Annotated in this window: 15 protein-coding genes and 1 pseudogene; 11 read left to right on the top strand and 5 right to left on the bottom strand. The window is 60.6% G+C overall.

Going from position 1 to position 14,466, the window contains the following annotated elements:
- The first annotated feature begins 68 nt into the window (after positions 1-68).
- A complete protein-coding gene (locus ACTJKE_RS35225) occupies positions 69-1,001 on the top strand; it encodes a carbohydrate ABC transporter permease (RefSeq protein ID WP_058328925.1) in 933 nt (310 codons plus the stop codon).
- 15 nt (positions 1,002-1,016) lie between these two features.
- Positions 1,017-1,916 (top strand): carbohydrate ABC transporter permease, encoded by a 900-nt coding sequence (locus ACTJKE_RS35230; RefSeq protein ID WP_058328924.1) that lies wholly within the window; start codon positions 1,017-1,019, stop codon positions 1,914-1,916.
- Positions 1,917-1,940: 24 nt separating this feature from the next.
- On the opposite strand, the gene otnC is transcribed toward ACTJKE_RS35230, so the two are convergent.
- Both otnC and ACTJKE_RS35240 read right to left on the bottom strand, forming a co-directional pair.
- Positions 1,941-2,609 carry a 3-oxo-tetronate 4-phosphate decarboxylase gene (gene otnC, locus ACTJKE_RS35235; protein WP_058328923.1) on the bottom strand — a complete coding sequence of 223 codons (669 nt, stop codon included), beginning with the start codon at positions 2,607-2,609 and terminating at the stop codon, positions 1,941-1,943.
- 15 nt (positions 2,610-2,624) lie between these two features.
- On the bottom strand, positions 2,625-3,623 hold the full coding sequence (locus tag ACTJKE_RS35240; RefSeq protein ID WP_058328922.1) for a LacI family DNA-binding transcriptional regulator: 999 nt from the start codon (positions 3,621-3,623) through the stop codon (positions 2,625-2,627).
- 264 nt (positions 3,624-3,887) lie between these two features.
- On the opposite strand from ACTJKE_RS35240, the pseudogene ACTJKE_RS35245 reads away from it, so the two are divergent.
- The 5 genes and pseudogenes from ACTJKE_RS35245 to ACTJKE_RS35265 all read left to right on the top strand — a co-directional run.
- Positions 3,888-4,291: pseudogene (locus tag ACTJKE_RS35245) on the top strand (MFS transporter); the annotation flags it as partial.
- Positions 4,292-4,363: 72 nt separating this feature from the next.
- Positions 4,364-5,308, top strand: coding sequence for an L-threonate dehydrogenase (gene ltnD, locus ACTJKE_RS35250; RefSeq protein ID WP_058328921.1), 945 nt, complete (start codon positions 4,364-4,366; stop codon positions 5,306-5,308).
- Between the two features lie 11 nt (positions 5,309-5,319).
- A complete protein-coding gene (gene otnI / locus ACTJKE_RS35255) occupies positions 5,320-6,096 on the top strand; it encodes a 2-oxo-tetronate isomerase (protein ID WP_058328920.1) in 777 nt (258 codons plus the stop codon).
- A gap of 3 nt (positions 6,097-6,099) precedes the next feature.
- Entirely contained in the window at positions 6,100-7,380 is a 1,281-nt protein-coding gene (gene otnK / locus ACTJKE_RS35260; RefSeq protein ID WP_440693786.1) for a 3-oxo-tetronate kinase, read from the top strand.
- Positions 7,381-7,445: 65 nt separating this feature from the next.
- Positions 7,446-7,643 (top strand): hypothetical protein, encoded by a 198-nt coding sequence (locus tag ACTJKE_RS35265; protein ID WP_058328918.1) that lies wholly within the window; start codon positions 7,446-7,448, stop codon positions 7,641-7,643.
- On the opposite strand, the gene ACTJKE_RS35270 is transcribed toward ACTJKE_RS35265, so the two are convergent.
- Positions 7,630-8,070, bottom strand: coding sequence for a hypothetical protein (locus ACTJKE_RS35270; protein WP_058328917.1), 441 nt, complete (start codon positions 8,068-8,070; stop codon positions 7,630-7,632). The two genes, ACTJKE_RS35265 and ACTJKE_RS35270, sit on opposite strands and share 14 nt — an antisense overlap.
- An 818-nt stretch (positions 8,071-8,888) precedes the next feature.
- Between ACTJKE_RS35270 and ACTJKE_RS35275 the strand changes: the two genes are divergently transcribed.
- Positions 8,889-9,932, top strand: coding sequence for a sulfate/molybdate ABC transporter ATP-binding protein (locus ACTJKE_RS35275; protein WP_058328916.1), 1,044 nt, complete (start codon positions 8,889-8,891; stop codon positions 9,930-9,932).
- A 320-nt stretch (positions 9,933-10,252) separates the two neighbouring features.
- Here ACTJKE_RS35275 and ACTJKE_RS35280 read toward each other — a convergent pair whose 3' ends face one another.
- Positions 10,253-10,699 (bottom strand): MarR family winged helix-turn-helix transcriptional regulator, encoded by a 447-nt coding sequence (locus ACTJKE_RS35280; RefSeq protein ID WP_058328915.1) that lies wholly within the window; start codon positions 10,697-10,699, stop codon positions 10,253-10,255.
- A gap of 159 nt (positions 10,700-10,858) precedes the next feature.
- Between ACTJKE_RS35280 and ACTJKE_RS35285 the strand changes: the two genes are divergently transcribed.
- Both ACTJKE_RS35285 and ACTJKE_RS35290 read left to right on the top strand, forming a co-directional pair.
- Positions 10,859-11,626 carry an alpha/beta fold hydrolase gene (locus ACTJKE_RS35285; RefSeq protein WP_058328941.1) on the top strand — a complete coding sequence of 256 codons (768 nt, stop codon included), beginning with the start codon at positions 10,859-10,861 and terminating at the stop codon, positions 11,624-11,626.
- Positions 11,627-12,113: 487 nt separating this feature from the next.
- Positions 12,114-12,296, top strand: coding sequence for a hypothetical protein (locus ACTJKE_RS35290; protein ID WP_058328914.1), 183 nt, complete (start codon positions 12,114-12,116; stop codon positions 12,294-12,296).
- Between the two features lie 109 nt (positions 12,297-12,405).
- Here the strand turns inward: ACTJKE_RS35290 and ACTJKE_RS35295 are convergent, their stop codons facing one another.
- Positions 12,406-13,209 carry a L,D-transpeptidase gene (locus tag ACTJKE_RS35295; RefSeq protein ID WP_058328940.1) on the bottom strand — a complete coding sequence of 268 codons (804 nt, stop codon included), beginning with the start codon at positions 13,207-13,209 and terminating at the stop codon, positions 12,406-12,408.
- 402 nt (positions 13,210-13,611) lie between these two features.
- Between ACTJKE_RS35295 and ACTJKE_RS35300 the strand changes: the two genes are divergently transcribed.
- Positions 13,612-14,445 (top strand): IS5 family transposase, encoded by an 834-nt coding sequence (locus ACTJKE_RS35300; protein WP_058326576.1) that lies wholly within the window; start codon positions 13,612-13,614, stop codon positions 14,443-14,445.
- Positions 14,446-14,466 lie beyond the last annotated feature (21 nt).

Raw genomic sequence — 14,466 nt, forward strand, 5'->3', positions numbered from 1 at the left:
GAGACAAGGTATCGGCGGAAATGCCCCGCCGGTACCCGTTCCCCAATCCGCTATATGGGAGATGTTCGATGTCCACAGCGTCATCCAGGAAGCCGCCATCCGCGATGGCCTCGCTCATGCAGAACAGGAACATGATCGGTTTCCTCTTCATGCTTCCGGCGGCCGTCTTCCTTGTCTGCTTCCTCACCTATCCACTCGGTCTCGGCGTCTGGCTCGGCTTTACCGACACGCGCATCGGTCGTGACGGGGTGTTCATCGGGCTCGAAAACTACATCTTCCTTGCCGAGGACTCGGTCTTCTGGCTCTCGGTCTTCAACACGCTGCTCTACACGATTGTGGCGTCGATCCTGAAATTCGTCTTCGGGCTGTGGTTGGCGCTCCTGTTGAATGAGAACCTGCCGTTCAAGTCCTTCTTCCGGGCCATCGTGCTCTTGCCCTGGGTCGTTCCCACCGTGCTCTCGGCGCTGGCCTTCTGGTGGATCTACGATTCGCAGTTCTCGATCATTTCATGGTCGCTGATGCAGCTCGGCGTGATCGACGGTCCGATCAACTTCCTTGGCGATCCGGAAAATGCCCGCGCCTCGGTGATCGCCGCCAATGTCTGGCGCGGCATTCCGTTCGTTGCCATTTCATTGCTCGCTGGCCTGCAAACCATCCCGGCTTCGCTGCAGGAGGCGGCGTCGCTGGACGGCGCGACGAGCTGGCAGCGGTTCCGCTATGTGACGCTGCCGATGCTGACGCCGATCATTGCCGTCGTCATGACCTTCTCGGTGCTGTTCACCTTCACCGACTTTCAGCTCATCTATGTGCTCACCAAGGGCGGGCCGGTAAACGCGACGCATCTGATGGCGACGCTTTCCTTCCAGCGCGGCATTCCGGGCGGACAGCTAGGGGAGGGCGCCGCGATCGCGGTGGCGATGATTCCGTTCCTCCTCGCCGCCATCATGTTCAGCTTCTTCGGCCTGCAGCGGCGCAAATGGCAGCAGGGCGGCCAGGATTGATTGGGGAGAATGACGATGACCACGACCGTGAAATCCGAAGACGCCGTTCTCACCGACGACGTGCAGGGTATGAGCTATCTCAACCGCCTGCCGCGCAGGATTGTGATGGTTTATCTGCCGATGGCGGTGTTCGTCTTCGTCCTGCTCTTTCCGTTTTACTGGATGGCGATCACTGCAGTGAAGCCGAATTCGCAGCTGACGGATTACAACAATTACAGCCCCTTCTGGGTGGTCGGGCCGACGCTTGACCATATCAAATACCTGTTGTTCGAAACCTCCTATCCAGGCTGGCTGTGGAACACGATGCTGGTGGCGACCTGCGCGACGTTTCTGTCGCTTGCGGCTTCAGTCTTTGCGGCCTACGCGATCGAGCGGGTTCGGTTTTCGGGCTCGCGGCCGGTGGGGCTGCTGATCTTCCTCGCCTATCTCGTGCCGCCCTCGATCCTGTTCATTCCGCTGGCCTTCATTGTCTTCAAGTTCGGCATCTACGATTCCAGGCTGGCGCTGATCTTCACCTATCCGACCTTCCTCATTCCCTTCTGCACCTGGCTGTTGATGGGCTACTTCCGGTCGATCCCGTTCGAGCTCGAAGAGAGCGCGCTGGTGGATGGCGCGACGCGCTGGCAGATCCTGATCAAGATCATCCTGCCGCTTGCTGTCCCCGGGCTTATCTCGGCGGGTATCTTTGCCTTCACGCTTTCCTGGAACGAGTTCATCTATGCGCTCACTTTCATCCAGTCTTCGGAAAACAAGACCGTGCCGGTCGGCGTGCTGACGGAGCTGGTCCGCGGCGACGTGTTCGAATGGGGCGCGCTGATGGCCGGCGCGCTGTTCGGCTCGCTGCCGGTGGTGATCCTCTATTCCTTCTTCGTCGATTATTACGTCTCGTCCATGACCGGGGCGGTGAAGGAATGAGTGCCTGCTTCAGGCGATCCCTCATCAATCGTGATCGTGGTCGTGATGCGACGGCAGGTCGAGGCCGAAGGTCTCGGTCAGATCGTTGACCTGCGCCGGGCTGAGATAACGGGGGTTGAGATTGCGCAGCAGCAGATAGAGCTTCGCCGTCTCCTCCAGCTCTTCGGTTGCGAAAACCGCCGCCTCAAGACTGTCGCCGGCGACCACCGGTCCGTGATTGGCCAGAAGCACCGACGAATATTTTCCCGCCAGCCCGCGGATCGCGTCGGCCACCGTCGGATCGCCGGGACGATAGTAGGGGACCAGCGCGGTCTCGCCGGCGCGCATGAGATAGTAGGGGGTCATCGGCGGCAGGGCAGCGCGCGGATCGATCTCCGGCAGCATGGTCAGCGCCACCGCGTGGGTGGAGTGAAGATGGACGATGGCGCGGGCGCTGCCGCGCGTGTCGTAGAGCGCCGTGTGAAGCGGAATTTCCTTGGTCGGCTTGTCGCCGGCGAGGTGCCGGCCTTCGGCATCCAGCCTTGAGATGCGGGCCGGGTCGAGGAAGCCGAGCGAGGCGTTCGTCGGTGTGACCAGCCAGCCGCCATCCTCCAGCCGCAACGATATATTGCCCGACGAACCGGGCGTCAGCCCGCGCTCGAACAGCGAACGACCGTAGCGGCAGATTTCTTCACGCAGGCGCGCGTCGGACATGACAGTTTCTCCCTATCAGGCGGTTGCCCCTTCGATCAGTTCGAAACCGAGATCGACGACTTGGGGTTGCGCATTGGTGATGACAAGCTGTGCTGCCACCTGTCCGATCGCGACGCGCGGCGTGCGGATGGTCGAGAGGGGCTGCGGCGTTCCCCGGCCGATCTCGAGGCCGTTATAGCCGAAAATGGCAAGCTGCGAGGGGATCGCAATCCCCCGCGCCAGACAGTGAAAATAGCCGCCCAGCGCCATGTCGTCGTTGGAGAAATAGACCGCATCGAGATCGGGCGTCCGGGTGAGCAGCCGCTCCAGTCCCAGCCCGCCGTTTTCCACCGACGATGCCCCGGCGAGAATTTCGCGATCGGCGAGGGGGGCGTCATGTGCGCCCAGCGTTTCGCAAAAAGCGGAAAACCGCTTGCTGGCACGGGTGTCGCGGCTGAGGTCGTGGCCGACATACCCGATCCGGCGATAGCCCCGCTTGAGCAGGAAAGCCGCGCTTTCGCGTCCGGCTGCGCGGTTGGAGAAACCGACCGCCAGATCAAGCGCATCGCCGTCCAGATCGAGCAACTCGACGATCCGGCAGCCGCTTGCGCGCAGCATCTTCACCGTGCCTTCCGTGTGCTCGTACCCCGCCAGCATCACCGCCGCGGGCCGCCAGGCGAGCATCGCGGCGGCAAGCGCTTCTTCCTTCCCCGGATCATAGTCGGTGACGGAGAAGACCGCCTGATACTGGTTTTCCTCCAGAACGGCGCTGGCGCCGCGCAGGACATCGGGAAAGACGATGTTGGATAGCGAGGGAATGACGAAGGCGACCAGGCGCGAAGCGGTGGAGGCGAGTGTTCCTGCGATCCGGTTCGGCACATAGCCGAGCCGCTCGACCGCAGCCATCACCCGGTCCCGCGTCTTGCCGGAAAACGAGCCGTGGTTGCGCAGCACCCGCGAGACCGTGCTCTCGCCGACCCCGGCCGCTTCCGCGACCTCGGCAAGCGTCACTGTCGCCTGGTGTTTGAATTCCATAGTCACTTTCGAACCCCACCTCGGGTGGGCGTTCAGCCGCTAAAGCCGTCATCCCTCTCCGATATCGCCCACCATGCGGTCGTCATTTTTCACCACTGTCTTTAAGAAGCAAGATCTTTTTGGCAGCGCTTCCAATCTAGCGTTGGCAGCGCTGCCAAAATGGATTAAAGAAAATGGCAGCGCTGCCATTGTTGGGTCGGGGAGCCACGGACGGGAGACCGCGGCAACAATTGGAGGAGAGAAACAATGACGCTGCAAGGCGTCGCTATCCCATATATCTGCACCTTCTTCGCCACGCTCATGCTCGGACGCTCTGCCGACAGGCTGCGTGAGCTCCGGTGGCACCTGGTCATCCCCGCGCTCATCGCCGCCGGTGGTTTTGTCGCGGGCGACAAGCACGACGGTCTCAATCGTTTGCCTCTCTGTGGCTGCTGCGGGCACCATCAGTTACGCGCCGCTCTTCTGGTCGCTTCCGACCGCTTTTCTCGAAGGCACGGGCCCCCGGCATTGCCTGGGAACAATTCAGTCGGCAATCTCGCCGGGTTCCTCGGTCCGTTTCTGGTGAGCTATCTGAAGGATCTTACGGGCAGCAATAGCGCAGGATGTATCTTCTCGCCGCAACCCTGGTCATCGGTTCGCTGGTTCCGGCAAAAACTGTCAACCGCTAAACACTAAACACCAACCCCCTCCGGGTGGCAGCATCCGGGCGGCTCTTTCTTTACAAGACTGGAGAACTCGTCATGTCACCGCTTGCTGAAAACTCAGGCCCCGCTGTTGTCGCGGCCGTCATCGGCCTTGGCTCCATGGGGCTCGGAATGGCCCGGTCGATGAAGCGCGCAGGTCTCGACGTTGTTGGGTATGACATCACTCATGCGGCGGTGGACCGCTTCACGACCGAGGGTGGACGCGGCGCGGCCACGCCCGCCGGTGCGGCAAAGGATGCCGACATTGTCGTCTCCGTCGTCGTCAACGGTGCGCAGACCGAAGCGGTGCTGTTCGGCGTCGAGGGTGTCGCGAGGACGATGAAGCCCGGAGCAGTCTTCATTTCGTCGGCGACCATGGATCCCGCCGTCGCGCGCGATCTGGCACGACGGGTGGAGGCTCTTGGTCTGCATTATCTCGACGCACCGATTTCGGGCGGTGCGGCCAAGGCGGCAAACGGCGAACTGACGATCATGGCATCCGGCTCGAGGCAGGCTTTCGACACGGCCCGCCCGGGTCTCGATGCCATGGCCGGCAAGGTCTACGAGCTCGGCGACGCAGCCGGAACCGGCGCTGCCTTCAAGATGATCAACCAGCTTCTCGCCGGCGTGCACATCGCGGCCGCCTGCGAAGCGATAACGTTTGCCGCCAAGCAGGGTCTCGACCTCCACAAGGTCTATGAAGTGATCACGGCCTCGGCCGGAAATTCCTGGATGTTCGAAAACCGCGTGCCGCATGTGCTGGCCGGAGACTATAATCCGCTGAGCAGCATCGAGATTTTCGTCAAGGATCTTGGCATCGTCCAGGATATGGCCCGCTCAGAGCGCTATCCGGTGCCGCTCGCAGCTGCGGCCCTGCAGATGTATCTGGGTGCGTCCGGAGCCGGCATGGGCCGCGACGACGATTCGTCGCTCGCGCGCCTCTACGCCCAGCTGTCGGGTGCAACATTGCCCGGTGGGACCAAAGAGCCTCAGAAGCCGTAAGGAACGCCAGCATGCCGGTTTTCGCCGCCAACCTGACGATGATGTTCAACGAATGGCCGTTCCTCGACCGCTTCGACGCTGCGGCCGATGCCGGGTTTGCCGCCGTCGAATATCTCTTTCCCTATGAAGCCACACCGGAGGCAATCGCCGAACGGCTCGCTCGCAACAATCTGCAGCAGGCCTTGTTCAACCTGCCGCCCGGAGATTGGGCCGCCGGCGAGCGGGGTATCGCGGCGCTACCTGGACGGTTCGATGCGCTGAAAGCGGGCGTCGAGCGGGCGCTGGACTATGCGGCGGCGACGGGTGTCGGGCGGCTGCACCTGATGGCCGGCCTTGCTGATCCAAACGACGAGGACGCAGCCTCATCTTACCGACGCTCCGTCGTCTACGTTGCGGGGCGGCTCTCAGAGAAGGGCATCGACCTGTTGCTCGAGCCGATCAACGGACGAAACATGCCGGGATATTTCCTCGATGATTTCGGCGCGGCCGAGCACCTGATCGGGGAACTCGGCCTGCCGAACCTGAAGCTCCAGTTCGATGTCTATCACCGTCAGATTATCAATGGTGACGTGGTGATGGCCTTGCGCCGCCTCATGCCGATCACAGGCCATGTCCAGATCGCCAGCGTACCGTCACGCAACGAGCCGGACGGGGAGGAGCTGAACTATCCCTATCTGTTCGGCGAAATCGACCGCCTTGGCTATGACGGTTTCATCGGCTGCGAATACATCCCGCGCGGCCACACACTGGACGGTCTTGGCTGGTTCAGACCTTTTGCAAGGAGCTAGACGGTGGCAATATTGCTCGGATCGATCGCCGACGACTATACGGGTGCCTCCGACCTCGCCAACACGTTGACGAAAAACGGACTGCGCGCGGTGCAGACGGTCGGCATCCCCGACCCGTCGCTGGCGCTGCCGGATGTAGACGCGGTTGTCGTTTCCCTGAAAATCCGCTCGGTGCCTGCTGCTGACGCCGTAGCAGCCGCGACCGCGGCCGAACGATGGCTGCGCCGGCGCGGCGCCGCCCATGTGCTTTACAAGGTCTGCTCGACCTTCGATTCCACCGATGCCGGCAATATCGGTCCAGTCACCGAGGCTTTGAGTGATGCCGCGGGCGGTGGACTTGTGCTGGTGACGCCTGCCTTTCCGGAAACGGGCCGAACCGTCTATCTCGGCCATCTCTTCGTCGGCGGACAGCCGCTAAACGAAAGCCCGCTCAAGGACCATCCCCTCAATCCGATGCACGACGCCAACCTCGTGCGGGTGATGGCCAGACAGTCGCGCGGTGCCGTCGGGCTTATAGATCTGCCGGCAATCGCGGCGGGACCGGATACAGTCAGGGCCCGGCTCGAGGACTTGCGTGAGGCAGGTGTCGGGTCGGTAATCGCCGACGCGATCTTCGAACGCGATCTCGAGACGCTCGGCGCGATCGCACTGGAAACGCCGGTATCCACCGGCGCGTCGGGGCTAGGGCTTGGCCTTGCCCGTGCACTCGTCCGCTCCGGCCGGGCTCCTGCCAGCGACGCTACAACGGCGAACGCCATTTTCCCCGTGGGCGGGCTTTCCGCCGTCGTTGCCGGCAGTTGTTCCAACGCAACGCTGCATCAGCTCGACGTCGCCGAACGGTCGATGCCCGTCCTGCGGCTCGACCCGGTGCGGCTGCTTGCCGGCCCGGATGAGATCGCTGCGGCGATTTCCTGGGCCGGAGACCGCATCTCGGCCGGTCCCGTCGTCGTCGCCGCGAGCGCAGCGCCGGAAACCGTGTCCCGGTTGCAATCACTATATGGGCGCGAGGCGTCCGGTCACGCGATCGAATCTGCAACGTCGGTCATCGCCGCCGAACTGGTGGCAAGAGGCGTGCGGCGCCTGGTGATCGCCGGCGGAGAAACCTCCGGGGCCGCGGTCGACAGGCTGGCCATTCCAGCCTTTCTGATCGGCCCGGAGATCGCGCCCGGCGTGCCGGTGCTGCGAACGGTCGGCAACGCGCAGGGCGATATGCTACTTGCGCTGAAATCGGGAAACTTCGGAGGCGAGGATTTCTTCACCGCCGCGCTGGCGATGATGCATTGAGGCTGATCTGGTCCTCGCCTTTGCACCAGCATCGCAGGCGGTCGGTATCGGCGGCGTGCTGTGGTATGGGCTTCACGCAAGGGCTTCTGGCGACGCCGATTGCCGACGCCGCTCCGGCCGAACGGCGCGGAGCGGCTTTCGGCATGTTCAATCAGGTCACCCCGCTGCTTGTCGCCAGAGCGCTGAAAGCCGACCTTTGTATTCAGCGTCGTGGGCCGACCGCAGGCACGACGAACGGCGCGACGGCCCTTACTTCACTGTGATGGCAAGACCGCTGAGATCGGCGTTGACTTGCAGACCTACCTGCTTGCCTGAGAGCTCGAGTTGGGCACCCTTGTCATTGGTCATGACGATCACCTGGGCCCCTTTGCCGACCGCGCCGCCACCGCCTACCGCACCGTAGACCCCCGTTACATCTCGGGCGCGGCGAATGTGGCGAACGGTACCATGGAAATTGGTCTTAGAGGCCCCGAAGGCGAGGCCGCCCGAGATGCCGCCGACAGAGATGGGATAGCGGCGACCATGGAAGGTCAGCGTGCCCTCGCCTCCAGAACCACCCACAAAGAAGGCCGCCTTGTAGACTGAGAAGCTGATCGTACCGCTGTCGGCATGCGCGGAGCCGGCAAAGCTGATTCCTGCTGCAGCGATAACCGCAGCCGCGACTGAACGAAATCTGGACGAAGTCTTCATAATGCGAGTCTCCTCAAAATCGAGGCTTACCCAGCCAGGAGGGCACGTCAGCGTCATGCCAAAGTCGCAGCTGAAACAGTCTCGCCCGTCATTAGTTCCAAGCACGCGGCCAGAATCCGGCTGCGAGGCGGCCGCCACGAAACGAGGCGGAAACATCGTCGAGGTGCCGGTGGCAGCCAACGCTCGGCTGACTCAAGATTGCCTTCACGAAATCTAGAGCCACGAAAGCGAGGGATGCGCAAAGCTCTAAACATTTAACAACCCACAACCGAGCCGTTCTTTATGAGCGCCGAGCACGGCTTGTTTCGAGCGAGTTCTTTGCTTGGGATATCGCCTTACAGAAGCGCCACCATTGCCGCGATAATCAACACTGCAAATACCACGAGCCCAATGTGGAGTAGTTCCGCTCGGCGGCCGTTGTTTCGAGAGGTTCGAGCCATGACTTTACCTCACCATTTGACAGGTAACGCGCGGCTCACACGATTGTTCATGGCCTCGCTGTCTGCTGCCGAATGCGCCTGGTATCCCTTCGGCGCGCTTGTGGGCTGAAGCGTTGTGGCCGAACCCGGACGGGCAGGCGCCAATCCGTCTCGTTGCCCCGCGGACCCCCGCTCATTCTACAGGATCAGGGCTGAGTTTGAGAGACCGTGCCAGAGCCTCTTACGCGGACGCGGCAGCCCCGAGCAGTCGCACCATGCCTCCGCTTCCGGTTTCCAATGCGAAGTCGCCAGCTTCACTCCTCTGATAGCACATCGAACCAACTCTGTGCTGGCGCGTTCAAATGATGCAATGGATGGCACTCACTTGGACCTGGATATATGGAAGTACGAATCCAAGGCCTACGCAAAGAATATGACCGCGTCCCTGCGCTCGCCGACGTTTCTCTTGACATCCACTCTGGTGAACTGATCGCTTTGCTTGGACCCTCCGGCTCCGGAAAGACGACCTTGCTTAGGTTGATTGCCGGCCTCGAGAGCCCGACCGATGGCACGATTTTCTTCGATGCCGAGGACGCGTCGATGAAGACGGTGCAGGAAAGAAATATCGGCTTCGTCTTCCAGCACTATGCCCTCTTTCGGAATATGACTGTGCTGGAGAACGTGACTTTCGGTCTAAAGGTTCGCCGCTCCAATCGGCGGCCACCACCGGCAGAGATTCACAAAATGGCACTCGAGTTACTCGAGCTCGTACAGCTGTCAGGATTTGAAAATCGCTACCCCGCTCAGCTCTCCGGCGGCCAACGCCAGCGCGTGGCGCTTGCCCGGGCCATGGCGGTTAAGCCGACCGTCTTGTTGCTCGACGAGCCCTTCGGTGCGCTTGACGCTCAAGTGCGCAAGGAATTGCGCCAGTGGTTGCGTGAAATCCATGATCGCACCGGATACACGACCGTATTTGTCACCCACGACCAGGAGGAGGCGCTCGAACTGGCTGATCGCGTGGTGGTGCTGAATAAAGGTATGATCGAGCAATCCGGTACGCCGGACGAAATCTATGATCACCCAATCTCTACTTTCGTCTACGGCTTCATTGGCCAGTCGAATTGCTTAAAGGTCATGCTTTCAAACGGCGAAATCCGGTTCGAAGATCTGCCCATAGGGCTGCGGGCTGCAACCGAAGGCGATGGTGAGGCTTTACTGTATTTCCGCCCGCACGACATAGAACTCGTCGATGGCTCTCGGGGCAGCCTTGAAGGCTTCATCATCGGGAGCCGGCGGGTTGCCGGTACGCGCCATCTTGAGCTAGATCTGGGCAATACGCATGCGGCCGTCGAAATCGAGCTGCCGCCGGACCGCGCGTCTTTTGCACACAGAAGCCGAATCGCCTTCAGGCCCACCAAGTGGAGGCTGTTCCGCAGCGAATAAGAGCGGTCGCGGCCGACCGGTAGAGCCTGGACACAGCGCCCGCGTGAGTAACGCGGGCGAGCGATGATATCCGCCCTCGGCCTGACAGATCTCGATTTAAATAAACGAAACAGCTATTTTGTTAAATGACTCAATCGCTTAGTTAACAAAGAAGAGCGAAGCGGGTGCGTTTCCTAAATCAGCGGTCGATAGCGGCCTGCGGTGCCCGCGAAGCGAACGGAACGTTGGTGAGCACGCCCGCTCGCGGGACCCCTGTTTGGTACGAGGTTGGGCCGCCACCGGCTTGCTATCGCGAAGCGTTCAATGAGGAGGGTTTCGAACTATCTCGCCCGTGCCTGAAGCCTGTTGCGTAGGCCGTCTATCGTGACGCGGAGAGTATCGAGAGCGTCCGCTTCCAGCGCAACCGCATCGCCGATGCAATGCATGACATCATCGGCCTGACCCTGCAGCGCGCGACCTTTCTCGGTCAGGTGCAGAAGCACCTCGCGCTCGTCCTTTGGGTTGCGCGTTCTGGTAATTAACCCGGCAACATTCAGGCGCTTGAGCAACGGCGTAAGCGTGCTGGAATCAAGGAAGAGATCGTTACCCAACTCCTTGACGTTCTGGCCGTCGCGATTCCAGAGCGACACCATGATCAGGTACTGCGGGTACGTGAGGCCCAGCTTGTCCAGTAATGGCCGGTAAAGTGGGGTGAATGCGTGGCTCGCGGAATAGAGGGAAAAGCAGAGCATTCCTGCGACGCCGCGATGGTCGTCTGGTTTCGTCATCGCGATTTGCTTTCCGCAAAAATAATTCGCACACGATCTAATTGCAAGCGGTTGACATGGCCATTTCGGAAACATATAAATCGTACACAAGTAAATTGCACACAAATAAATAACTGCCTCCCGCCTGAACCTAGATCCCAAGCTATGAAGGATATCGTCATGTTCAAACTCGCCGCCACCGCTGCCTTTGCGGCCGCTCTCCTGTCCGGCAGCGCAATTGCCCAGCCCGCAAAGCCCACAGTCATTCTCGTCCACGGCGCTTTCGCCGACTCGTCGAGCTGGAATGGTGTGACGAAGATCCTTCAGAAGGACGGTTACACGGTTGTTGCCGCCGCCAATCCCCTGCGCAGTGTCGCCGGTGATGCGGCGTATGTTTCAGACATCATCTCGAGCATCAAAGGAACCGTCGTCCTGGTCGGCCATTCCTACGGAGGCCAGGTGATCTCGACCGCTGCCAATGGCAAGGACAATGTCAAGTCGCTGGTCTATGTGGCAGCGTTCGCTCCGGAAGCAGGGGAAGCAGCTGCCGATCTCGCCGGTAAGTTTCCAGGCGGAACGCTTGGCCAAGCGCTCGCCGCTCCAGTCAAGCTGGTAGATGGCGGCGTCGATCTTTCCATCGACCAGGCGAAGTTTCACGACCAGTTCGCCCACGATGTTTCAATTGAGGATGCGGCATTGATGGCCACCGGCCAGCGCCCGATCACCGAAGCTGCCTTAACGGAAAAGTCCGGGAAGCCGGCCTGGAAGACGCTGCCCTCCTACTTCATCTATGGGGACGGCGACAAGAACATCCCAGCGAAGGCACTCGGCTTCATGGCCGAACGGGCAGGCTCAAAGCACACTGTCGTGATCAAGGGTGCATCCCATGTTGTGATGGTGTCGCAGCCCCAAGCCGTTGCGGACCTCATCGAAGAGGCTGCACAGTAATCTCTGTACACTGCTGGTGAGCAAAGGCCGTCCCCCGGAAGGGTGGCGGCTTTGGCGTAAGAGCACGGACTGCGGCTACGCCTGTTTCAGGGCGTCAATCTTGCTCGCTTGCTTTGTTATCAGCATGCTTTCCCGGCTTTGTGCATTTTCATTTCGCTCGACAGCTGAGGTGCGGTCCCAACCTTCAAGCAAGCGCCTAAGCGGGTTCAGGCGCCGCAATCCGGACAGTACTATCGGCCTGCAACACCGAATGGAGCACATATGTGCTTTTGTAAGGCAAGAGCGAACTATATCCATGACCTACTATAATTTGCTAATGGGTCTCGGTCTGGTTGATAAGATCGGCGTTATGGAGACGGGCTTTTGGGGTATCCCCCGAGTGAAGCCTCTCGAGTAGCCCGACAATCCCCAAAGCGACGGTGCGCCGCCGACGTGAGGGATAGTTGAGGCGGACTGATGGCAATGCCTCGAAGAAAGCAGGAGAGTCATGGTCGCAGACTATATTGACGAATTCATCATGTTTTGCGCCGGCCTGTGGATGACGTCCGTGGGCTTTGGGTATGTGACTTTGTCAAGAAACCCGGCAAACCAACTGCCGTTGGCCCGCCACTTCAAGTGGATGGGCCCGTTGCTGCTCGTTATCGCAATCGTTCTGGCCTTCGCCTCATAAGCCTGCCATCGAAGAAGGGCAGGCGGGTGCTGTAAGATGGAACGGCCAGTTTCTTTGGTAGGGACTGTCGTGTTCCTTCGATTCCCTACGCACTCAGCGCGGAAGGCTTTCACGCCACCACAATCGGGACTTTGGTCGGCGACGCCTTGACCCGGTTGTAGAGGTCGATGACGTCCTGGTTGATCATACGCACGCAGCCGGAAGATGCTTGAGTGCCAATGGTCCACCATTCCGGTGAGCCGTGTACGCGATAGCCAGTGTCGTGGCCGTCCTTGTAGATATAGTGCGCGCGGGCGCCGAGCGGGTTGTCGAGCCCACCCGGCTGACCGCCCGTCCATTTCACCAGCTCCGGCTTGCGCGCGATCATCTCTTTGGGCGGCGTCCAGGTCGGCCACTCCTTTGTGTACTGGATCTCGGCGCGGCCGTTCCATTCGAAGCCGGCCTTGCCGATGCCGACGCCGTAACGGATCGCCTCGCCGCCTTCCTTCACCCAATAGAGATGCCGCTCGTTGAGGCGTACCACGATCGTGCCCGGTGCCTCGCCGGTCGGATCGATAACGATCTGACGCCGGAATTCCGGCTTGACCTTCTGGAATGGGATTGCCGGGATCACGAAACCATTATCGATCATCGAAGCATACATCGTGCCGTTGTCGGTGATGTTGCTGTCGACGCTGATCGGTGGGATCGGGCGGATTGACCCAGTCGGCATGTGGTCAACGCCCACAGGCGGCATACCACCAGATGGCTCGATTGGTCCCAACGACGGGATTTCGAGCGCCTGCGAACAGCCGGAAGCGCCAAGCATGGTCAGGATCCCGAGACCAGAAAGCACGGCGCGGCGGGAGACGATGTACCCGGTCTCCGGGAGGGGCTCTCCAGAGGACAGCTGTTGATCTTGCGGCTTACGCATGCACGTTTTACCCCAACGAACGGTCGGCATCATACCCACCGGATGGGCACATTTTCCCAAATCACGGTTAAGAAGGCGTGAAACCGGCCTTCCGCCCGCTTCCCATTTGCAAGTGCTGGGTGGCAGACGCCAGCTCGTCGGCTTGAGGGGCTGGATAATGTAACCAAACTGCTCGTCGAGGCGTGTTCCACTTGAGCCCTTAGCCGCGCCTTAGCGTAGTTATCGTTGTTGTCGTCGTTTGCGTAGCCGATCTCATGCTTGGCAGCTCGCAAAAAGCCTGATCGGGTCAGCCCTTGGGCTTCGGCGAATGCATCGATTGCCTTAGAGCCTGACCGAAAAAGAGTTGAGTGAAATCAGTCATTTGTGATTCTGTTTGTTTGCTTAGGACGAACGGAGACCACAATGGGTTGGACTGATTTCACCCGTCGGCAATATGCCCGACGCGCGAGTCGTTATGCAAGTGATCTGACGGACCGGGAATGGGGATTGATCTCGCCTTATCTACCTGGGCCAAGGCGTTTGGGCAGGCCACGTCGTACCGATCTTCGCGAGGTCGTGAATGCGCTGCTTTATATTGCTTCGACGGGTTGTCAGTGGCGAATGCTGCCAAAGGACTTTCCGCCGTTTACGACAGTTCAGGCCTATTTCTACGAATGGCGGGCGACGGGTTTATGGAGCGGGATCAACCATCGTCTTGTGATGGAGACGCGCGAGTTGGAAGGTCGGCAAGCCTCGCCGTCTGCTGGCGTGATCGACAGCCAGAGCGTGAAAACCACGGAAAGCGGCGGGATTTCGGGCTATGACGCCGGCAAGAAGATCAAGGGGCGCAAGCGCCACATCATTGTCGACACGCTGGGGCTGATGGTCGGCCTGGTGGTGCATGGCGCGGACATTCAGGACCGTGATGGGGCATCCGGCCTCCTGAAATCAATCCGCCACCGCTGGCCCTGGCTCCGACATGTCTTCGCCGATGGCGGCTATGCGGGCGACAAGCTGAAGGGGAGATTGGCGAAGTTCGGCCAGTGGACGATGGAAATCGTCAAGCGTTCCGACAAGGGCAAGGGCTTCACCGTGCTGCCGCGTCGCTGGGTGGTGGAACGGACCTTCGCCTGGCTCGGTCGTTGCCGTAGACTGGCCAAAGATTGGGAGAAAACGATCGCCTCCGCCGAGGCATGGATCACAATCGCCCACATCCGCATCCTCACGCGGCGGCTCGCAAGATACAGATATTGCTGAGGTCTTTTTGAGTCAGCCTCT

It is taken from the genome of Ensifer sp. 22521, from assembly GCF_052044795.1.
Classification (GTDB): domain Bacteria; phylum Pseudomonadota; class Alphaproteobacteria; order Rhizobiales; family Rhizobiaceae; genus Ensifer.